This is a genomic window from Novosphingobium kaempferiae (assembly GCF_021227995.1).
In the GTDB taxonomy this organism is placed as follows: Bacteria; Pseudomonadota; Alphaproteobacteria; order Sphingomonadales; family Sphingomonadaceae; genus Novosphingobium; species Novosphingobium kaempferiae.
This window is the reverse complement of the sequence record NZ_CP089301.1, coordinates 1,353,564-1,373,600: the sequence shown is the minus strand read 5'-3', so window position 1 is coordinate 1,373,600 and position 20,037 is coordinate 1,353,564. Positions and strand designations below refer to the sequence as shown.

Here is a 20,037-nt window from a genome sequence, read left to right as displayed (position 1 = left end):
GATGGTCCCCCTCCCCCGATGGTGGAGGAACTCAGTCCAGGTTCGGCCGCAGCCAGCGTTCGGCGGTGGGCAGGTCCACATCGCGGCGCACGGCGTAGTCTTCCAGCTGGTCCCGGCCGATGCGGGCGACGCCGAAGTACTGGCTTTCCGGGTGCGCGAAGTAGAAGCCCGAAACCGCCGCCGTCGGCAGCATCGCCTGGCTTTCGGTCAGCACGATCCCGGCGTTGTCCTGCGCTTTCAGAAGATCGAACAGGATGGGCTTCAACGAATGGTCCGGGCAGGCGGGATAGCCCGGCGCCGGGCGGATTCCGCGATATTCCTCGCGGATCAGCGCTTCGTTGGTGAACTGCTCGTCCGGCGCATAGCCCCACAACGTCGTGCGGACATGCTGGTGCAGGCGCTCGGCGAAGGCTTCGGCGAAGCGGTCGGCGAGGGCTTTCAGCAGGATGTCCGAATAGTCGTCGTGCGCCGCCTTGAAGCGCTCCAGATGCGGCTCGATGCCGTGGATGCCGACCGCGAAGCCGCCGAGCCAGTCGTCCTGCGGCGCGATGAAGTCCGACAGGCAGAAGTTGGCGCGGCCGCGCGACTTCTTGAACTGCTGGCGCAGGAAGGGGAGGCGCAATTCCTCCCCAAGCTTGTCTTGGGGAGGGGGACCGCCGGCGGAGCCGGTGGTGGAGGGGGATGGCGCGGCCTCTCCCCCTCCACCATGCTTCGCATGGTCCCCCTCCCCGAGCGAGCTCGGGGAGGAAATGATGATATCGTCACCTTCGGAATGGGCAGGCCAGAAGGCGCAGACGCCGCGCGCGGTCAGCCACTTTTCGTCGATGATCTTCGCCAGCATCGCCTGCGCATCTTCGAATAGGCTGCTGGCGCTTTCGCCGACGACCGGGTCGGTCAGGATCGCGGGATAGTTGCCCGCCAGTTCCCAGGCGCGGAAGAAGGGCACCCAGTCGAACGTCTCGACCAGATCCTTGAGATCCCAGTCCTCGAACACATGCAGGCCGGGCTGCGCGGGCGCGGCGGGCTTGAGCGCGAAGTCGGCGGGGAAGGCGTTGGCGCGCGCATCGGCGAGCGGCAGCAGGTCGCTCTGGCCCTTGCCCTCGCGGGCTTCGCGGACCTTGGCATAGTCGATCGCGACCGAGGACTTGAAGCCTTCCGCCTGCGTGTCGGACAGCAGCTGCGAGGCGACGCCCACCGCGCGGCTGGCGTCGAGCACGTGGACCACGGTGCCGGTATAGGCCGGGTCGATGCGCAGCGCGGTGTGGACCTTGGAGGTCGTCGCGCCGCCGATCAGCAGGGGAATGTTCATCTCGGCGCGCTGCATTTCCTCGGCCACGGTCACCATCTCGTCGAGCGAGGGGGTGATGAGGCCCGAGAGGCCGATGATGTCGGCCTCGTTCTCGTTCGCCGATTCGAGGATCTTGCTCCACGGCACCATGACGCCAAGGTCGATCACCTCGTAGCCGTTGCACTGGAGCACGACGCCGACGATGTTCTTGCCGATGTCATGGACGTCGCCCTTGACGGTGGCCATGATGATGCGGCCCTTCGCCTTGGTCTTGGCGTCCTTCTCCGCCTCGATGAAGGGGATCAGGTGAGCGACCGCCTTCTTCATCACGCGCGCGGACTTCACGACCTGCGGCAGGAACATCTTGCCTGACCCAAACAGGTCGCCGACGACGTTCATGCCGCCCATCAGCGGGCCTTCGATCACCTCGATCGGGCGACCGCCGGCAGCGGCGATCGCGGCGCGGGCTTCCTCGGTGTCTTCGACCACGTAGGCGTCGATGCCGCGCACCAGTGCGTGCTCGATGCGCTTGGTGACGTCCCAGCCGCGCCATTCCTCGGCTGCCTTCTCGGCGACGGTGTCCTTGCCCTTGAAGCTCTCCGCCAGTTCGATCAGGCGCTCGGTGGAGGTCTTGCCGTCCTCGCCCACGCCGGGGCGGCGCATCATGATGACGTCTTCGCAGGCTTCGCGCAGGGCCGGGTCGATCTGGTCGTAGACGTCGAGCTGGCCAGCGTTGACGATCGCCATGTCGAGGCCCGCCGGGATCGCGTGGTATAGGAAGACCGAGTGCATCGCGCGGCGGACCGTCTCGTTGCCGCGGAAGCTGAACGAGAGGTTGGACAGGCCGCCCGAGAAGTGGACGTGCGGGCAGCGCGCCTTGATCTCCACCACCGCCTCGATGAAGTCGAGGCCGTAGCGGTCATGTTCCTCGATGCCGGTGGCGACGGCGAAGACGTTGGGATCGAAGATGATGTCCTCGGGCGGGAAGCCGATGCCGACGAGCAGCTTGTAGGCGCGCTCGCAGATCTCGATCTTGCGCTCCTTGGTGTCGGCCTGGCCGGTCTCGTCGAAGGCCATGACGACCACGGCGGCGCCGTAGGCCATGCACTTTCGCGCATGGTCGAGGAATTGCTCCTCGCCTTCCTTCATCGAGATGGAATTGACGATTGGCTTGCCCGACACGCACTTGAGGCCCGCCTCGATCACGTCCCACTTGGAGCTGTCGACCATCACCGGCACGCGCGCGATGTCCGGCTCGGCGGCGATCAGCTTGAGGTACGTGGTCATCGCCTCGACCGCGTCGAGCAGGCCCTCGTCCATGTTGACGTCGATGACCTGCGCGCCGTTCTCCACCTGCTGGCGGGCGACTTCGATGGCGGCGGGGTAGTCGCCCGCCATGATGAGCTTCTTGAACTTGGCCGAGCCGGTGACGTTGGTGCGTTCGCCGATGTTGACGAAACGGGAGCCGGAGGGAGTGGCGGTCATGGGTGTTGTTCTCGTCGGGTCAGAGCGGGCGTGCGAGCACGAAGTCGTCGTAGGTCTTGCCGCCCACGTCGAAACGGCGGGTGCCGATCGTCTCGAAGCCGTGCTTGGCGTAGAAGGAAAGCGCGCGGTGGTTGTCGTCCTTGACGCCGAGCAGCAGGCGGCTGGCGCCCTTCGCCTCGGCCATGACGGCCAGCATCAGCGCGCCCGCGATCGTCGAGCCCTGGAAGCGCGACAGCAGGTAGATGCGCTTCAGCTCGACATCGCCGGGCTGCGCATGCTCGATCTCCGGATCGCAGGACAGCGCATAGCCGACCGGCGCGCCGCCGGGTTCGATCTCGGCCAGCCACGCCTTCGCGCCCTTGGCGAAGTATGCGCGATAGGCGTCGGCGGAGTGCTGCTTCGCGCAATGCGCGACGAGGCCCGCGCCGTCGATGTGGCCTGCGAAGGTCTCAAGGAACGTCGCCGCGCCCACGAGGGCGAGCGCGTCGGCATCGTCCGGTCCGGCCGGGCGGATGCGCCAGATGGGAATGTCGTTCACGAAAGTTCTCAGGCTACCATCGTGAAGGGTTCGAGGCCCGCGAGGCGCGTCACCGGCTCCAGCGCGGGAAGCGTGCGCGGGTCCATGCCCGTCACCTTGTCGGCGATGGCCTTGATGTGCGCGGGGGTGGAGCCGCAGCAGCCGCCCAGCACGTTGACCTGCCCCGCGACCGCCCATTCGCCGACGAAGCCCGCCGTCGTGTCCGGCATCTCGTCATAGGCGCCCAGTTCGTTGGGAAGCCCGGCGTTGGGGTAGATCATGATGAGGGTGTCGGCGATCTCCGACAGCGTCTTCACATGCGGGCGCAGCTGCGTCGCGCCGAACGAGCAGTTGAGGCCGATCGTCACCGGCTTGGCATGGCGCACCGCGTGCCAGAACGCCTCGACCGTGTGGCCCGACAGGTTGCGGCCGGAAAGGTCGGTCAGCGTCATCGACAGCATGATCGGCACTTCGCGCCCAAGCTCGGCTTCAAGCTGGCGCACGGCCATGACGCCCGCCTTGGCGTTGAGGGTGTCGAACACCGTCTCGATCAGGATGAAGTCCGCGCCGCCTTCGACGAGGGCTGCGGCCTGTTCCTTGTAGACGTCGACCAGCGTGTCCCAGTCGATCTCGCGGTAGCCCGGATCGTTGACGTCGGGGCTGAGCGAAAGGGTCTTGTTCGTCGGCCCGATCGCACCCGCCACGAAGCGCGGGCGACCGTCCTTGGCCTGGTACTCGTCCGCCAGACGACGCGCGAGCTTCGCCGATTCGACGTTGATCTCGCGCACGAGATGCTCGGCGCCGTAGTCGGCCTGGCTGATGCGGTTGGCCGAGAAGGTGTTGGTCTCGGCGATGTCCGCGCCCGCCTCGAAGTAGGCGCGGTGGATCGATTCCGGCACCTCGGGCTTGGTCAGCGCGAGGATGTCGTTGTTGCCCTTCTGGTCGTGGGACAGGCCGAGGTTCCCGGCATAGTCCTCTTCCGACAGCTTCCAGTTCTGGATCTCGGTGCCGAAGGCGCCGTCGGTGATGAGGATGCGCTTGGCCGCCTCGGCGAGGAAGGTTTCACGGACGCTCATGCTGTAACCAGCTCCTTAGTGGAATTAGGGGCGGGGCGCAGGCCGAGCAGCTGGCAGATCGCGTAAGCCTGCTCGGCGCGGTTGAGGGTGTAGAAGTGGAAATCGCGCACGCCGCCTTCGTAGAGGCGCTTGCACAGATCCGCTGCGGCGACGGCGGCGACGAGGGCGCGCGGACCGGGGCGGTCGTCGAGGCCGTCGAACATCGTTTCCAGCCAGCCGGGAATCTCGGTGTTGCCGCTCATCCGGCGGATCGCCGAGAAGCTGGTGACGGGCATGATGCCCGGCAGGATCGGCGCGGTGATGCCCGCCGCCAGCGCCTTGTCGAGGAAGCGGAAGTAGGCGTCGGTCGAGAAGAAGAACTGCGTGATCGCGCGGCAGGCGCCCGCGTCGATCTTGCGCTTGAGGTTGTCGAGGTCGACCTCGGCGCTCACCGCCTCGGGGTGGACTTCGGGGTAGGCAGCGACCGAAATCTCGAAGTCGTGGCGCTTCTTCAGCCCCTCGACCAGTTCGGCGGCGCTGCCGTAGCCTTCGGGGTGCGGCACGAAGCGGCCGCCGTCAGCCGGAGGCGGATCGCCGCGCAGGGCGACGATGTGGCGCACGCCCGCTTCCCAATACTGGTCGACCACCTCGTCGATCTCGCCCTTGCTGGCGGCAACGCAGGTGAGGTGCGCGGCGGGGACCAGCGAGGTTTCCTTGACGATCCGCGCGACGGTCGCGTGGGTACGCTCGCGCGTGGAGCCGCCCGCGCCATACGTCACCGAGACGAAGCTGGGATCGAGCGGGGCGAGCTGGGTGATCGCGTCCCACAGCTGTTCCTCCATCTTCTCCGACTTGGGCGGGAAGAATTCGAAGGAGACGGAAATGTCGCCCGGCAGCCCTGCGAAGAGAGGGGATTCGGCCGGTCGTTGGGAAGCGGTCATCAAACGGTCTCTCGATATACGGCGGGCGCGGTTACACCATCGCGGCGCGCAGTCCAGATTTTAACGGTGAGCGGGTCGCCCGGCAGCGCCACGGGCGCGGCGGGGACGAGACCTGCGGAGGCGAGATGGGCGAGCATCTGCTCGTCCGAAAAGCCGAGGCGGGCATGGGCGTGGCGCTCGCGCAGTTCCTCGCGCTCGTGTGAGGCGAGGTCGACCACGGCGATACGTCCGCCCGGGCGCAGCACGCGCGCGGCCTCGCCCAGCACGACGGCGGGATCCTGCGCATAGTGCAGCACCTGATGGAACAGCACGGTGTCGAAGGCGTCTTCGGCGAAGGGCAGGGCGGTGAAATCGCCCTGCACCAGATTGATCTTGTCGGCCGGCAAGTCCTGCAAACGAGCACGGGCGATGCGCAGCATTTCGGGGCTGTTGTCGAGCGCGGTCACGCGGCCCGCGCGCGGGGACAGCAACTGCGCCATGCGGCCGGTGCCGGTGCCGACGTCGAGCAACCCGCCGATCGCTTCCCCGTCGAGCGCCGCGAGCAGCGCGGCCTCGACCGGCTCGTCGGCGCCATGGAGGCGGCGCAGCGTGTCCCACTCGGCGGCGTGGCGGGCGAAATAGGCCTGCGCGCTCGCTTCACGCCCGGCGCGAATGGCGGCGAGGTGGCGGCGGTCTTCGGCGCAGCGGGCGGCGAACTGGCTGTCGTCACGCTCTGCGGTGGCCAGCAGGAGCGCGGCGGCGCTTCCCATCGTCGGGGCCATCGACGGCGCGACATGCTCGCTGACGGCGCTGCGCAGGAACACCCAGCTGCCTTCCTTGCGGCGTTCGGCAAGGCCCGCATCGCACAGGATGCGGATGTGCCGGGAGACGCGCGGCTGGCTCTGCCCGAGTACCTGGGCAAGCTCTCCGACGGCGAGTTCCATATGCGCAAGCAGGCGCATGATGCGCAGGCGCGTCGGCTCCGAAAGAGCGCGCAGAAGAGGGTCGATCCGCATGCCGGATCATATAAAGATATCTTTATATGTGTGCAACCCCTAGGAATTCCGCGGATTTGCGCCCCTCTTATTCCTATTTGCGTTGCACCATTGTCTCGTCTAAAGATTGGCACCGCAGGCTTGCCTGCAAGCGTTGGCCTATGCGCCAAACAATGCAAGGGGATTCGCATGAAGAAGATTGCTTTCGCCGCGTTCGCGTCGGTTGCCGCTCTGTCGCTCGCTGCTTGTGGTGGTGAACCCGCCGCAGAAGCCACCACCGATTCGGTTGAGACCGCTCCCGAGGAGCTGATGACCGGTGACGCCACCGACGCTCCGACCGAGGCTGCGTCCGAGGCGATGTAATCGGTTTGGGGGAACGACTGCTTCGGCAAGTCTACCCCCGCCGCTTTCCAGTCCGGGTCCATACCGGAAGCCGAGGGCATTGCCCGCGGCATTGGAAAGTCCGTTTAACGACGGACAGAAGCCCTCCCGAGCGGGAGGGTTTTTTGTATCCGCCATCCGCGTTTACGCCGGGGCGGACAAGCAAGACCCGCCCTGTCCAACAGGGCGGGTTTTTGTTTGCACTGCCTTCGGGGGCGGGGCATCAACCGGGCCATGCCGGACACGCTGAAGATCACCCTCGCGCAGCTCAACCAGTCGGTGGGGGACATCGCCGGCAATGCGAAGGGCGTGCTCGCCGCGCGGGCTGCCGCGGGCAAGAGCGACCTCGTGGTGTTCCCGGAACTGCATCTCATCGGCTATCCGCCCGAAGACCTGATCCTCAAGCCATCGCTGATCGAACGCGCCGCCGCCGAACTCCAGAAGCTGGCCGAGGCGACCGCAAGCGATGGGCCGGCGATGCTGGTGGGTTCGGCCTTCGTGCTCGATGGTGCGCTGCACAACGGCGTCGCGCTGCTCGATCAGGGCAAGGTCGCGGCGGTGCGGCTGAAGCACGAACTGCCCAACTACGGCACCTTCGACGAGATGCGCCTGTTCCAGCCCGGCCCGCTGCCCGAGCCGGTGATCCTGCGCGGCACCATGATCGGCGTGCCGGTGGGCGAGGACATCTGGCGAATCGAGGTTTGCCGCCACCTGGCCGACTTCGGCGCGGAGATCCTCGTCTGCATCAACGGCAGCCCTTACGAGATCAACAAGGAAGCCCTGCGCATCGAAGGCGTGGCCAAGCGCCGCGCGGTCGATACGGGGCTACCGCTCGCCTACCTCAACCGCGTCGGCGGGCAGGACGAACTGGTGTTCGACGGGGCCAGCTTCGCGGTCAACGGCGACGGCGGGCTGGCGGTGCAGCTGCGCGACTGGGAGGAGCAGGTCGTCGAGACCCGCTGGACCAAGACCGCAAAGGGCTGGCGCTGTGATCGCGGCACCGTGGAGACGCTCGCCGAGAACCCCGAGGACATCTACAGCGCCATGGTCCTGTCCTTGCGCGACTACGTGGAGCGGCACGGCTTCCCCGGCGTCGTGCTGGGGCTTTCGGGCGGGATCGATTCGGCGACCTGCGCCGCCATCGCCGTCGATGCGCTCGGCGCGGACCGGGTGTGGGGGGTGATGATGCCCTCGCGCTTCACCAGCACGCAGAGCCGCGAGGATGCCGCTGCCTGCGCCCGGATGCTGGGCATTCGCTATGCCGAGATGCCGATCGGCGCGGCGGTAGACGGCTTCGATTCGATGCTGGGCGAGGCGTTCGACGGGCTGCCGCGCGATCTGGCGGAGGAGAACCTCCAGTCGCGGGTGCGCGGTGCGGCGCTGATGGCGCTGTCGAACAAGTTCGGCCCGATGCTGCTCGCCACCGCCAACAAGAGCGAGCTGAGCGTGGGTTATGCCACCATCTACGGTGACATGGCGGGCGGCTACAACCCGCTCAAGGACGCCTACAAGACCACCGTCTACGCACTGGCGAACTGGCGCAATCGCAACGTTGCGCGGATCGGCCTCGGGCCTTCGGGGCAGGTTATCCCCGAGGGCGTGCTGACGCGCGAACCGACGGCGGAACTGCACGAAGGCCAGCGCGACAGCGACCTGTTGCCACCCTACGAGGTGCTCGATCCGATCCTCATCGGCCTCGTGGAGCACGACAAGAGCGTGGAGCAACTCGTCAACGAGGGCTTCGAGCGCGCCACCGTGGCGCGCGTCGAATGCCTGCTCCACCGCGCTGAATACAAGCGCCGCCAGTCGCCGCCCGGTGTGAAGCTGACCGCGCGCAATTTCGGGCGCGACCGGCGTTATCCGCTCACCCACGCCTTCCGGAGCGGGTGAGCGGCATCACTCAATACTCGAAGTTCAGCGACACCACCGCGCTGCGCGGGGCGCCGTAGAACGCCTGGCCCCACTTGAGGCTGTTGAGGTACTTGGTGCCGGTCACGTTGCGCAGGTTCAGGCTGGCGCGCAGGTGGTCGACGATGCGCACGCCTGCCATGAGGTCGAGGATCGCGTAGTCCTTCTGGCGCAGCGTCACGTCGCCCTCGACGCCGCCGTAAGTGGCGAGGTCGCTGACGATCGCGGTCGTGGCGTTCTGCCAGCGCAGCTGCGCGCCCAGCTTGAGGTCGTTGAACTCGGGCACCGTGTAGGTCGAGGACAGCTTGAGCGAGCGGGTGGGGATCCAGGTGCGGGTATCCTCGCCGTCGGCGTTCTCGACATTGAGGAGGGTGAACCCTCCGCTGAGGCGCCAGTTCTCGGTGACATTGCCCGCCAGTTCCACCTCGAAGCCCTTGGATGTCGTGTCGGTGGGGTCATAGTAGCTGTCGAAGGCCTTGCCGGTGCAGTCGCTCGTCTGGCCGGGCGCGCAGCCGTTTTCGTCGAAGTTGCCGGCATATTCGGCGAGGCCCTTCTGCTTGGCCTTGAAGACTGCGGCGGTGGCATAGAGCCTGCCACCGAACCAGGTGCTCTTGATGCCCGCTTCCAGGCTGGTGCCCTTGGCGGGGTCGAGGCGGCGGTTGTCGATGCCGATCTCGGACTGCGGGTTATAGATGTCGGTGTAGCTGGCGTAGAACGAGAGGTTCGGCGTCAGATCGTAGATCGCGCCGACGTAGGGGCTGACCTTGCTGTCCTTGCGCGCCTGGCTGGTGCCGTAGGATTCGCCGGTCGACTTGATCCACATCGCGCTCGCGCCGACGACGGCCTTGAGCTGGTCGGTCAGGTTGAGGTGCGCCGCGCCGTAGACGCGGGTCAGGCGGTCGGAATAGTCCGCCGCGACATAGCCGCCGGGGTAGCTGGGCTCGGGAATCCCGGTCTCGCCCCATTCGGACGGGCCGGGATAGACGATCGTGTCGGTCGAGAAGTCCTCGATCTCCTTGGCGTCGGACTTCGAGACCGAGACGCCGAGCGCCAGCTTGTGCTCGCGGCCCAGCAACTGGAACGGGCCGGAGAGGTACACGTCGCCGAGGTATTGCTTGTAGTCCGAGGGGTAGATGCCGCTCATGCCGTAGACGCCCTCGCCGGTCTCCCGGTCGGGGTAGCCGTAGGCGTAGAGCAGCTTGGAATGCTCCTGGAAGCGGCGGTAGGTGGCGATGCCGGTTGCCGACCAGCCTCCGCCGAAATCGTAGACGAGTTCGCCGAACAGGCTCTGGTCCCGCGTGTTCCAGTAGGTCCAGTCGGCCGAGGTCGTGGCCGAGCGTGACAGCGGGATGCGGGTGCCGTCGGTGTAGACCAGCGGGATCGCGCCCCACAGCACGCCGTCCGCGTCGTTCTCCTGCCGGGTATAACCCACGGTGGCGCGCAGGCTGGGCGTCGCCTGCCAGCGCAGGATGGCGCCATAGACGTCGCGATTGACGTGGTTGTAGGCGAGGTGGCCGTCGCGATCCTCGTGCGCGTAGATCGCGCGGACCGAAAGCGTGTCGGTCAGCGGCACGTTGGCGTCGCCCTCGACGCGCCAGTAGTCTCGGCTGCCGACCTGTGCGGAGCCGGTGATCTTGAATTCGTCGGTCGGGCGCTTGCGCACGTAGTTCACGGTGGCGGAGGGGTTGCCGATGCCGGTCATGATCGCGTTGGCGCCGCGCACGATCTCCACGTTCTCGAACAGCGCGGTGTCGAGGTCGCCGAACTGGATGCCCCAGGCGAGCGGCAGGCCGATGCCGTCGACCTGGAAGTTCGAGACGTCGAACCCGCGCGAGGAGAAGTAGGTGCGGTCCGTCTCGACCCGCTCGACGTTGATGCCCACGGCCTGTTCCAGCAGGTCGTTGACGTTGGTGATGGCGAAATCCTCGATCCGCTTGCGGTCGATGATCGTCACCGACTGCGGCGTGTCCTTGACCGGCAAGGCGAGGGCCGTGGCGGAACTGGACTGCTCCAGCCCGGCGGTGACGATGATGGTGCCCGCCGGATCAGGCGCCGCCTCGGCCTCCTCGGCATGGGCCGCGCCGCACAGGCTGGGCGCGATCAGGAGAGTGGTGGCGAGCAGGGCGTGCCGGACGGGCAGGCGCATATGAACCCTCATCATCATTGTTGCTGAACTTTTGCCGAGCACCTAGATTTCATGCAAATGCGAGTCAATCGCATTATTGTGAGCCCGCGCTTTCCATCCGCGCCGAACCCGCCCATAGCGCCGCGATGATCTTACGAATGCCGCCGCTCGCCGCCTGGACTTCCGCCTTCATCGCCGCCGTCGTGGGGTTCGGAGGCATCGTTCCGCTGGTCGTCCGGGCGATGCAGGGGCTGGGCGCGAGCACGACACAGGTTGGTTCGTCGGTTACAGCGCTATGCCTCGGCATTGCGGTCTGCGGTGGGCTGCTGTCGCTGCGCACGCGGGTGCCGGTGGTGCTGGCGTGGTCGACGCCGGGAGCGGCGCTGCTGGTGGCGAGTGCCGGGACAGTGCAGTGGCCCGTCGCCATCGGAGCGTTCCTGGCAGCCGCGGCGATGATGTGCGTGCTCGCGGTGGTCCCGGCGCTTGGGCGGCTGGCGGAGCGGATTCCGGCTTCTGTCGCCTCGGCCATGCTGGCGGGCGTGCTGCTGCCGTTCTGTCTGCAACTGTTCCGCACGCTGGAAAGCGATGCGCTGCTGGTCTGCGTGCTGCTCGTGGTCTTCGTCATCGCCCGCCAGCGGCTGCCGCTCTATGCGCTGCTGCTCGTGCTGTGCGCGGGTATCGCCGTGCTGCTGCTGCGCGGCGACCTTCGGGGCCTTGACGGCGGGCCGCTGCTGGGCGCTTTGGAGCCGGTCGTGCCGGTGTTCGACTGGCGCGCGGTGATGAGCGTAGGGCTGCCGCTGTTCCTGGTGACGCTGGTGTCGCAGAACCTGCCCGGCCTCGTCGTGCTGCGCTCCGCGGGCTATGCGCCCCCGCCCCGCCAATTACTGCTGGGGACCGGTCTCGCGAGCCTGCTGCTTGCGCCGTTCGGGGCGCATGGCGTCAACCTTGCCGCGATCACGGCGGCGATCTGCACCGGCTCCGATGCGCACCCCGAGGCAGAGGGGCGCTGGATCGTGGGCGTGATCTATGCGGGATTCTACCTTGTGCTGGCGCTGTTCTCGACCCCGCTGGTGCTGTTCTTCCTCGCCATGCCTGCCACCGCCATCGCCGCTTTGACGGGCATCGCCCTCATCGCCCCGCTGACCGGTGCGGTCGAGCAGATGCTGGTCGAGAAGACCGAGCGCGACGCCGCGATCCTGACGTTCGCCGCGACGGCCTCGGGCGTCTCGCTGATGGGCGTGGGATCGGCGTTCTGGGGCCTGCTGGCGGGGTTTGCGGCGCTGGCGGCGAAGTGGGCTTTTGCGCCCAGACATTACGGGCAAAATTGACCTGCCCGCCTGCGCCTCGTAATCGCGGGCGCCATGACCGTCACCCGCTTCGCACCCTCGCCCACCGGGCACCTCCACGTTGGCAATATCCGCACGGCGCTGCACAACTTCCTGTTGGCGAAACAGTCCGGCGGGCGCTTCCTGCTGCGCATCGACGATACCGACGCGGCGCGCTCGAAGGAGGAGTATGTCGAGGCGATCCGCGCCGATCTGGCGTGGCTGGGCCTCCATCCCGAGGGCGAGGAGCGCCAGTCCGCGCGCTTCGCGATCTACGAGGAGGCGTTCGCGCAGCTTGAGGCGGCGGGGCGCGTCTATCCGTGCTGGGAGACGCCGCAGGAACTGGATCTGCGCCGAAAGGTGCTGCTGGGGCGTGGACTTCCGCCGATCTACGACCGCGCGGCGCTGAAGCTCTCGACAGAGGAGAAGGCCGCGAAGATCGCTGCCGGAGACCTGCCGCACTGGCGCTTCCTGCTCGACCATGACGAGCCGATTGCGTGGGAGGACGGGGTGCGAGGGGCCCAGAAATTCGAGGCTTCGCAGATGAGCGACCCGGTCGTTCGCCGCGCCGACGGATCGTGGCTCTACATGTTGCCCTCGGTGATCGACGACGTGGCGATGGGTGTCACCAGCATCCTGCGGGGCGAGGACCACGTCTCCAACACGGCGGCGCAAGTGCAGATGTTCACCGCGCTCGGCGCGCCGGTGCCGCAGTTCGCGCACGAAGCGCTCCTGGTGGGGACCGAGGGCAAGCTGTCGAAGCGGCTGGGTTCGCTCGGGGCCGCGCATTTCCGCGATTCGGGCATCGAGCCGCAGGCGCTGGTGGCGCTGCTCGGGCGGCTGGGGACGAGCGATCCGGTCGATCCTTCGCTGGGTCTGGAGGAACTGGCGGCGGCCTTCGACCTGTCGCGGTTCGGCCGTGCTCCGGCGCGGTTCGACGAGGCGGAACTGGAGCGTGTGAACGCCGCGATCGTCCATGCTTTACCTTTCGATTCAGTGGCTTCGCGACTGCCTGAGGGTATGGATGCGGCGGCGTGGGAGGCGGTTCGCCCGAACCTTTCGCGCATGGCCGAGGCGGCGGACTGGTGGGCCGTCGTGACCGGGCCGGTGGCGGCGCCGGAACTGTCGGAAGAGGACCGCGCCTACTGCGCGCAGGCCGCGGAAATGCTGGGTTCGCTGGCCTGGGACGCGGGGATCTGGAAGGCGCTGACCGGGGCGTTGAAGGATGCCACCGGGCGCAAGGGCAAGGCGCTGTTTCTGCCGCTTCGTCAGGCGCTTACTGGGATGGAGCATGGTCCAGACATGGCGGCGCTGCTGCCGCTGATCGGCCGCGATGCTGCGCTGGAGCGGTTGTCGTCCCGGACCTGATGCTTCGGCGCGCAACATAATTCCCGTTTACACCGCCTGCGCTTGCCGCTAGTGGCGCGTCCATGTTCGTGATGCCGATCATTATTACCACCCCGAAACCGACCGTGACCGCGCGGTGGGCGTCGGCGTGCATGTACTGAACTGCACCTAACGACACCCACCCCGCAGCAAACGGCACGCGGGGTTCTCCAGATGAAGACACGAAGACCCTCGCGCTGCTCCACTAATGAAGTAGGAGACGCATAGGTCATGGCAGCTAAGTTCACCCCCGGTCAGAAGCTCAACGTCGGCGTCGTCGGCGCGACCGGGCTCGTCGGTTCGATGATTCGCGAAATCCTTGCCGAGCGCAATTTCCCGGTCGGCCAACTGCGCCTGTTCGCCTCGGCGCGTTCGGCGGGCAAGGAGATCGACGGCGTCGTGATCGAGGATGCGGCAACCGCCGATTTCTCGGGCCTCGACGTTGTGCTGTTCTCGGCCGGCGGTTCGACTGCCAAGGAACTGGCGCCCAAGGCCGCTGCGGCGGGCGCCGTGGTGATCGACAATTCGTCTGCGTTCCGTTCGGACCCGGAAGTGCCGCTGGTCGTCGCCGAGGTGAACCCGCATGCGCTGGCGAACCTGCCCAAGGGCATCGTCGCCAACCCAAACTGCACGACGATGGCGGCGATGCCGGTACTGCGTCCGCTGCATGAGGAAGCGGGGCTGAAGCGCCTGGTCGTCTCCACCTACCAGGCGGTGTCGGGCGGCGGCCTCGAGGGTATCGAGGTTCTGGCCAGCCAGATCGAGCACGTCGGCGCCCGCACCCGCGAACTGGCGTCGGGCGACACCGCGCCGCTGCTTCCGCAAGCGAAGAAGTGGGCGGTGCCGATGGCGCACAACGTCGTCCCGCTGAACTACGTCTATGCCGAGGACGGCTATACCGAGGAAGAGATCAAGCTGCGCGACGAGAGCCGCAAGATCCTCGAAATCCCCGGCCTGCCGGTTTCGGGCACCTGCGTGCGCGTCCCGGTCTTCACCGGCCACTCGCTGTCGATCAACGCCGAGTTCGAGCGCCCCATCAGCGTCGAGCGCGCGCTGGAACTGCTGGGCGTGGCGCCCGGCGTGGTCGTCACCGAAGTGCCCAACCCGCTGGAAGCCACCGGCAAGGATCCGGTCTTCGTCGGCCGCGTGCGCAAGGATCCGGGCGTCGAGAACGGCCTCGCGCTGTTCCTGTCGAACGACAACCTGCGCAAGGGCGCGGCGCTGAACGCGGTGCAGATCGCCGAAGCGCTGATCGGGTAAGCCCGTCCGTCATTGCGAGCGGAGCGAAGCAATCCGCAACTGGTCCGGCGCCGCTGGATTGCTTCGACGGCTTCGCCGCCTCGCAATGACGAATGAGGTGCAAATTCCTCCCCGAGCTTGTCTCGGGGAGGAATTGGGCTCACTCCATGAACCAGCCGTGGCTGGCCACCAGCGACTGGCCGGTCAGCGCGTTAGTCGGGAAGCTGGCGAAGAACAGCGCGACTTCGGCGATGTCGGCGACGGTGGTGAATTCGCTGTCCACCGTCTGGCCCAGCATGACGCGCGAAATCACCTCGTCCTCGGAAATGCCGAGTTCCTTGGCCTGCTCCGGGATCTGCTTGTCCACCAGCGGGGTGCGCACGAAGCCGGGGCAGATCACGTTGGTGCGCACGCCCTTCTTGCCGCCTTCCTTGGCGATCACGCGGCTGAGGCCGAGCAGGCCGTGCTTGGCGGTGACGTAGGCGCTCTTGAGCGGGCTCGCCTCCTTGGAGTGGACCGAGCCCATGAAGATCACCGAGCCCGACCCTTGCGCATACATGTGCGGCAGCACCGCCTTGGAGGTGAGGAACGCGCCGTCGAGGTGGATCGCGAGCATCTTCTTCCAGTCGGAGAAGGCGTAGTTCTCGACCGGGTTGACGATCTGGATGCCCGCGTTGGAGACGAGCACGTCCACCGTGCCCCATGCCTCCACCACCTTGGCGACGCCCGCGTTCACCTGCTCCTCGCTGGTGACGTCCATGGCGACGGCCATGGCGGTGCCGCCGCTGGCCACGATGTCGTCCGCGGCCTTCTGCGCGGCGTCGAGGTTGAGGTCGGCGATGACGATCTTGCCGCCTTCGCCTGCGTAGATGTCGGCGATGGCCTTGCCGATGCCGCTGGCGGCGCCGGTGACGATGCAGACCTTGTCCTTGAGCTTCATGCTGCTTCTCCGAATGGAAAACCGGGAATGGTCCCCTCCATCATCCGCATCTGCGCGGGAATGACGGTCAGGGTGAAGTCGAAACGTTGCCGGAATCTGACGCGAGCGGGCGGCGCAGGCGCGCGTTCGGGCGGTCGCCGGAAAGGTCGAAGGTGACGATCTCGTCCGGATCGACGTCGCGGTTCACCCAGTCCGGGTGGCGCAGCGAGTGCTCGGCGTCGAAATGGCCGCAGCGCCAGTGCTCGTCGATCGTCATCCGGGAGAACTCGTAGTCCTTTGAGTTCGTCTCGTAGCCGCGCGCGCGGTTGATGAGGTGCATCACCGCCACCGCGCCCGCCGGACGGCAGTCGAGCAGGCGGGTCAGGTCGGGATCGTCCTGAAATTCCTCGGGTAGCCTGCGGGCGAGGCGCTTGGCGGCGGCGCGCAGTTTCTGGAGCGCCTTGGAGGTATCGGTGTTGAGCCGGGTGCGGCTGGAATAGCGGATGTCCTTCTCGCGCTGGGCGATGTCGGCCATCGACGTCGGCACGATCCCGCGCGAGGAGAACAGGTCCACCTGGTAGACGTTCATCTCTTGGAGAGAGCGGTTGTCGAGCACGTATTGCAGCGGCGTGTTGGAGACGAGACCGCCGTCCCAGTACCATTCGCCGTCGATCTCCACCGGCGGGAAGCCCGGCGGCAGCGCGCCGCTGGCCATGATGTGCTCAGGCCCGATCGTGCGCTCGGTGTTGTCGAAATAGGCGAAGTTGCCGTTGAGCATGTTCACCGCGCCGACGCTGAAGCGGGTTTCGGCGCGGTTGAGGCGGTCGAAGTCCACCAGTTCCAGCAATGTCCCGCGCAGCGGCGTGGTGTCGTAGTAGCTGAGGCGCGAGAGGTGGTCCGGCCACTCCGGCAAGGGCATCGGCCAGCGCGGGGTGAAGAAGCCGGGCAGGCCCATCGTCGCGGCATATTGGGCCGAAGCCTCGTTGAAGGCGCGGCGGGCGAAGCCGATGGGCTCGTCCAGCTTGTACTGCAACTCCCGCGAGATGCCATGCCAGAAGCGCTTGAGCGCGGGGAGGCGGTCCTGCGGGGCGTTGCCCGCGATCAGCGCGGCGTTGATCGCGCCGATGGATATGCCCGCGACCCATTCGGGGACGATGTCGCGCTCGGCCAGCGCCTCGTAGACACCGGCCTGATAGGCGCCGAGGGCGCCGCCGCCCTGCAGGACGAGTACGGATTGGGGATCGGGATCAGGTGCGTTCACGGAGCCGTCCTGTACGAGAGGAACCCTGTTGCGTTGCAGCATCCGGGCAACTTGTGGGGCAGGGGGAGGTTCCTTGCAAGGTGTTCGTCGCGGGCGTCGTTTTCCCCCTTCCTCGTCATTGCGAGCTCAGCGAAGCAATCCGGCGTTGCGCCATGTCGCACGGATTGCTTCGCTGCGCTCGCAATGACGAGGCTGGCTACAGGTGAGCGCTTGCGGCTTGGGGATTTGGCTGAAATCTCACCCGTCATTCCCGCGAAGGCGGGAACCCATCTCCTGACGGAGCCTGTTGCACCGGCATCAGCTGGATCCCCGCCTTCGCGGGGATGACGGGGAAAGGAAACGAGGTCGCGCCTGAAGATGGTCAGCGGTCCCAGATCAAGTCCGGGACGACGCAATCACGCCATCTCCTCTTCCACCGAAGTCTCGCTGGTCGCCTCAAGCAGCCGCCGTTCGATGGCTTTGAGGCGGGGTACGGCGGTGATCTTCTCGCCGAGCAGGTCGGTGACGTAGAAGGTGTCCGCTGCGCGCTCGCCATACGTGGCGATGTGGGCGGAGTGGACCATCAGCTTCGATTCGAACAGCGCGTGGGCCAGCCGGTTGAGCAGGGCCGGGCGGTCGCGCGCGTTGATCTCGACCACGGTGAAGCGGTTGGACGCCTTGTTGTCGAACAGGACGCGCGGGCGCACCTCGAAGGCGTCGGCGCGGGGGCGGGCGTCGGGCTTGGCGACCAGCTGCGGCAGGATCTTGATGCGGTTGGCAAGCGCGTTCTCGATGGTGAATTCGAGGCGGCGCAGCTGGCCATGCTCCATGAACGGGCGGCCCAGCGGATCCTGCACGAGGAAGTTGTCCACCGCGCGGCCGGTGCGGGTGGTGTGGATGCGCGCGTCGATGATGTTGCCGCCCGCAAGATGGATGCCGCCGGCGATCCGGTAGAACAGGCCGGGGTGGTCGGAGGCGATCACCGTCACCAGCGTCGCGCCGCGCGCGGGGTAGTATTCGGTCGAGATCGACAGCGGCTCGTCGTCCGAGGCGTCGAGCTGGACGAGGTTGCGGGCGATGACGTCCTCGGGCTCGGCGATCCAGTAGGCGTCGCCCAGCTTGCCGCCGACCTTCTCGATGAGCGCGGGATAGTCCCCGCCCATCGCCTCCACTGCGGCCTTCTTGGCCTCGACCCGCTTGGGACGCCCGAACTCCGCGTGGCCGAGGCGCAGGCGTTCCTCCGCAGCGCCGTAGAGCGTGGCGATGAGCTGGCGCTTCCACGAATTCCATGTCCCCGGCCCGACCGCGCGGATATCGACGATGGTGAGCACCGTCAGCTGGCGCAGGCGGTCGACCGACTGCACGACTTCCACGAAGTCGGCGATGGTCTTGCCGTCGGAAAGGTCGCGCTTCATCGCGGTGGCCGAGAGCAGCAGGTGGTGGCGCACCAGCCAGGAGACGAGTTCCGTCTCCTCCTCGTCCAGCCCGAAGCGCGGGCACAGCTTCAGCGCGATCTCGGCGCCGAGCACCGAGTGGTCGCCCTTGCGGCCCTTGGCGATGTCGTGGAGCAGCACCGAGACGTAGAGCGCCCGGCGCGAGCGGATCTTCTGGATCACCTCATGCGCGAGCGGGTGGTCGTCCTTCAGTTCCCCCTTCTCGATGCGCGAGACGAGGCCGATGGCGCGGATGGTGTGCTCGTCCACCGTGTAGTGGTGGTACATGTCGAACTGCATCTGCGCGTTGACGCGGCCGAACTCGGTGACGAAGCGCCCGAACACGCCCGCCTCGTTGAAGCTGCGCAGCGCGACTTCGGGGTTCCGGCGGCTGGTGAGCAGTTCCATGAACAGGTCGTTGGCGCGCCGGTCGTCGCGAACCTCGTCGCGGATGAGCGCCGAATCGCGCGAGATCAGGCGCAGCGTCTCGGGGTGGATCTCCAGCCCCTCGCGCTCGGCGAGGACGAAGATCTCGATCAGGCGGACGGGGTCGTTGGCGAACCAGTCGTCCGACGGCGCGCGCAGGCGGCCGCCGAAGACCTTGTAGCCCTTGATGACCCGTTCGCGCGCCCGGAAACCGGCAAGGAGACCGCGCGGCTGGCGCTTGGCGAACTGCTCGTCCAGCTGGGCGAGGAACACCCCGGTCAGGCTGCCGACGACCTTGGCCTGCAGGAAGAACATCTGCATGAACCGTTCCACCGCGCTCTTGCCGGGACGGTCGGAGAAGTTCATCCGGCCCGCCACCTCGCGCTGGAGGTCGAAGGTCAGCCGGTCTTCGGCGCGGCGGGTGATGGTGTGGAGGTGGCAGCGCACCGCCCAGAAGAAGTTCTCGGCGCGGCGGAAGCTGCGATATTCCTTGGCGGTGAGCAGTCCCACGTCGACCAGTTCGGCGGGCGAGCGGACCTTGTGGATGTACTTGCCGATCCAGTAGAGCGTGTGGAGATCGCGCAGGGAACCCTTGCCCTCCTTCACATTGGGCTCGACCACGTAACGGCTGTCGCCCATGCGCTTGTGCCGCTCCTCGCGCTCGGCCAGCTTCTCGACCACGAACTGACGCTCGGTGCCGGAGACGACGTCCTTGAAGAAGCGGGCGCGCGCCTCCTCGTACAGGTCCTGGTCGCCCCAGACGTAGCGGCCTTCCAGCATCGCTGTGCGGATCGTAAGATCGGACTTCGACATGCGCACCATGTCGTCGAGCGAGCGGCTGGAATGGCCGATCTTCAGCGAGAGATCCCACATGAAGTAGAGCATCGCCTCGATCACCTGCTCGCACCACGGCGTCTGCTTGATCGGGGTGAGGAAGGCGATGTCGACGTCGGAATGCGGCGCCATCTCGCCCCGGCCGTAGCCGCCGACCGCCATGATCGTCAGCCGCTCGCCCTTGGAACGGTTGCTGGCCGGATAGACGTTGGCGACGATGTGATCGTGGATCACGCGGATCAGCTGGTCGGTCAGGAACGCTTGCGCCTCGGCCACCTCGTGCCCGGCGGAGGGCTTTTCCACGAGCCGCCGGGCGATCTCGGCGCGGCCGGTCTCCAGCGCGGCGCGCAGCAGTTCGACGATGGCCTTGCGGCCCTTCACCGCGCCGCATTCCGCCACCACGGCCTCGATGCTCGCCACCAGATCGCGGCGGTCGATGACGGAACGGGGGTGCGGGATTCGGATGACGCTGCTCATGGTGCCCTGATCTAGTGACTGGGATTGCGGAGGGAAAGTAATGCCTTGGAGCCGGAGATTTTGCTTTCATTCGTCATTGCGAGC

Annotated in this window: 14 protein-coding genes; 5 read left to right on the top strand and 9 right to left on the bottom strand. The window is 67.0% G+C overall.

What is annotated here, in order from left to right; genetic code table 11:
- Positions 1–31: 31 nt before the first annotated feature.
- Genes metH through LO787_RS06335 form a run of 5 tightly spaced genes read right to left on the bottom strand, consistent with a single transcriptional unit; the run spans position 32 to position 6,281 of the window.
- Positions 32–2,773 carry a methionine synthase gene (gene metH / locus LO787_RS06355; protein WP_232495007.1) on the bottom strand — a complete coding sequence of 914 codons (2,742 nt, stop codon included), beginning with the start codon at positions 2,771–2,773 and terminating at the stop codon, positions 32–34.
- Positions 2,774–2,792: 19 nt separating this feature from the next.
- Positions 2,793–3,311, bottom strand: coding sequence for a GNAT family N-acetyltransferase (locus LO787_RS06350; protein ID WP_232495006.1), 519 nt, complete (start codon positions 3,309–3,311; stop codon positions 2,793–2,795).
- Between the two features lie 8 nt (positions 3,312–3,319).
- Positions 3,320–4,366, bottom strand: a complete 1,047-nt coding sequence (locus LO787_RS06345; protein ID WP_232495005.1) for a homocysteine S-methyltransferase family protein — start codon at positions 4,364–4,366, stop codon at positions 3,320–3,322.
- Positions 4,363–5,286 (bottom strand): methylenetetrahydrofolate reductase [NAD(P)H], encoded by a 924-nt coding sequence (metF, locus tag LO787_RS06340; RefSeq protein WP_232495004.1) that lies wholly within the window; start codon positions 5,284–5,286, stop codon positions 4,363–4,365. The genes LO787_RS06345 and metF overlap by 4 nt, the downstream gene beginning before the upstream one ends.
- A complete protein-coding gene (locus LO787_RS06335) occupies positions 5,286–6,281 on the bottom strand; it encodes an ArsR/SmtB family transcription factor (RefSeq protein WP_232495003.1) in 996 nt (331 codons plus the stop codon). Before LO787_RS06335 ends, metF begins: the two co-directional genes overlap by 1 nt.
- A gap of 168 nt (positions 6,282–6,449) precedes the next feature.
- Between LO787_RS06335 and LO787_RS06330 the strand changes: the two genes are divergently transcribed.
- The gene (locus LO787_RS06330) at positions 6,450–6,623 is read left to right on the top strand and encodes a hypothetical protein (protein WP_232495002.1); all 174 of its coding nucleotides are present in this window, start codon (positions 6,450–6,452) and stop codon (positions 6,621–6,623) included.
- A 252-nt stretch (positions 6,624–6,875) separates the two neighbouring features.
- A complete protein-coding gene (locus LO787_RS06325; RefSeq protein WP_232495001.1) occupies positions 6,876–8,531 on the top strand; it encodes an NAD+ synthase in 1,656 nt (551 codons plus the stop codon).
- Between the two features lie 10 nt (positions 8,532–8,541).
- Here LO787_RS06325 and LO787_RS06320 read toward each other — a convergent pair whose 3' ends face one another.
- Positions 8,542–10,695, bottom strand: coding sequence for a TonB-dependent siderophore receptor (locus tag LO787_RS06320; RefSeq protein WP_232495000.1), 2,154 nt, complete (start codon positions 10,693–10,695; stop codon positions 8,542–8,544).
- 125 nt (positions 10,696–10,820) lie between these two features.
- Between LO787_RS06320 and LO787_RS06315 the strand changes: the two genes are divergently transcribed.
- The 3 genes from LO787_RS06315 (at position 10,821) to LO787_RS06305 (ending at position 14,645) form a co-directional block, all read left to right on the top strand.
- Entirely contained in the window at positions 10,821–12,002 is a 1,182-nt protein-coding gene (locus LO787_RS06315) for a benzoate/H(+) symporter BenE family transporter (RefSeq protein WP_232494999.1), read from the top strand.
- Positions 12,003–12,035: 33 nt separating this feature from the next.
- Positions 12,036–13,367, top strand: a complete 1,332-nt coding sequence (gene gltX / locus LO787_RS06310) for a glutamate--tRNA ligase (protein ID WP_232494998.1) — start codon at positions 12,036–12,038, stop codon at positions 13,365–13,367.
- Between the two features lie 249 nt (positions 13,368–13,616).
- Positions 13,617–14,645 carry an aspartate-semialdehyde dehydrogenase gene (locus LO787_RS06305; protein WP_232494997.1) on the top strand — a complete coding sequence of 343 codons (1,029 nt, stop codon included), beginning with the start codon at positions 13,617–13,619 and terminating at the stop codon, positions 14,643–14,645.
- A 139-nt stretch (positions 14,646–14,784) separates the two neighbouring features.
- Here LO787_RS06305 and LO787_RS06300 read toward each other — a convergent pair whose 3' ends face one another.
- From LO787_RS06300 to LO787_RS06290, 3 genes are all read right to left on the bottom strand, one after another.
- Positions 14,785–15,564, bottom strand: a complete 780-nt coding sequence (locus LO787_RS06300) for a 3-hydroxybutyrate dehydrogenase (protein ID WP_232494996.1) — start codon at positions 15,562–15,564, stop codon at positions 14,785–14,787.
- A gap of 67 nt (positions 15,565–15,631) precedes the next feature.
- Positions 15,632–16,804, bottom strand: coding sequence for a DUF3734 domain-containing protein (locus LO787_RS06295; RefSeq protein WP_232494995.1), 1,173 nt, complete (start codon positions 16,802–16,804; stop codon positions 15,632–15,634).
- A 395-nt stretch (positions 16,805–17,199) separates the two neighbouring features.
- Positions 17,200–19,953, bottom strand: coding sequence for a [protein-PII] uridylyltransferase (locus LO787_RS06290; RefSeq protein ID WP_232494994.1), 2,754 nt, complete (start codon positions 19,951–19,953; stop codon positions 17,200–17,202).
- Positions 19,954–20,037 lie beyond the last annotated feature (84 nt).

What these genes read in the sequence shown, in the direction of transcription:
- LO787_RS06325 (WP_232495001.1), top strand. Translation starts at nt 6,876, where the DNA reads ATGCCGGACACGCTGAAGATCACCCTCGCGCAGCTCAACCAGTCGGTG.
- gltX (WP_232494998.1), top strand. Translation starts at nt 12,036, where the DNA reads ATGACCGTCACCCGCTTCGCACCCTCGCCCACCGGGCACCTCCACGTT.
- metH (WP_232495007.1), bottom strand. Translation starts at nt 2,773, where the DNA reads ATGACCGCCACTCCCTCCGGCTCCCGTTTCGTCAACATCGGCGAACGC.
- LO787_RS06290 (WP_232494994.1), bottom strand. Translation starts at nt 19,953, where the DNA reads ATGAGCAGCGTCATCCGAATCCCGCACCCCCGTTCCGTCATCGACCGC.
- LO787_RS06300 (WP_232494996.1), bottom strand. Translation starts at nt 15,564, where the DNA reads ATGAAGCTCAAGGACAAGGTCTGCATCGTCACCGGCGCCGCCAGCGGC.
- LO787_RS06320 (WP_232495000.1), bottom strand. Translation starts at nt 10,695, where the DNA reads ATGCGCCTGCCCGTCCGGCACGCCCTGCTCGCCACCACTCTCCTGATC.
- LO787_RS06335 (WP_232495003.1), bottom strand. Translation starts at nt 6,281, where the DNA reads ATGCGGATCGACCCTCTTCTGCGCGCTCTTTCGGAGCCGACGCGCCTG.
- metF (WP_232495004.1), bottom strand. Translation starts at nt 5,286, where the DNA reads ATGACCGCTTCCCAACGACCGGCCGAATCCCCTCTCTTCGCAGGGCTG.
- LO787_RS06305 (WP_232494997.1), top strand. Translation starts at nt 13,617, where the DNA reads ATGGCAGCTAAGTTCACCCCCGGTCAGAAGCTCAACGTCGGCGTCGTC.
- LO787_RS06345 (WP_232495005.1), bottom strand. Translation starts at nt 4,366, where the DNA reads ATGAGCGTCCGTGAAACCTTCCTCGCCGAGGCGGCCAAGCGCATCCTC.
- LO787_RS06330 (WP_232495002.1), top strand. Translation starts at nt 6,450, where the DNA reads ATGAAGAAGATTGCTTTCGCCGCGTTCGCGTCGGTTGCCGCTCTGTCG.
- LO787_RS06315 (WP_232494999.1), top strand. Translation starts at nt 10,821, where the DNA reads ATGATCTTACGAATGCCGCCGCTCGCCGCCTGGACTTCCGCCTTCATC.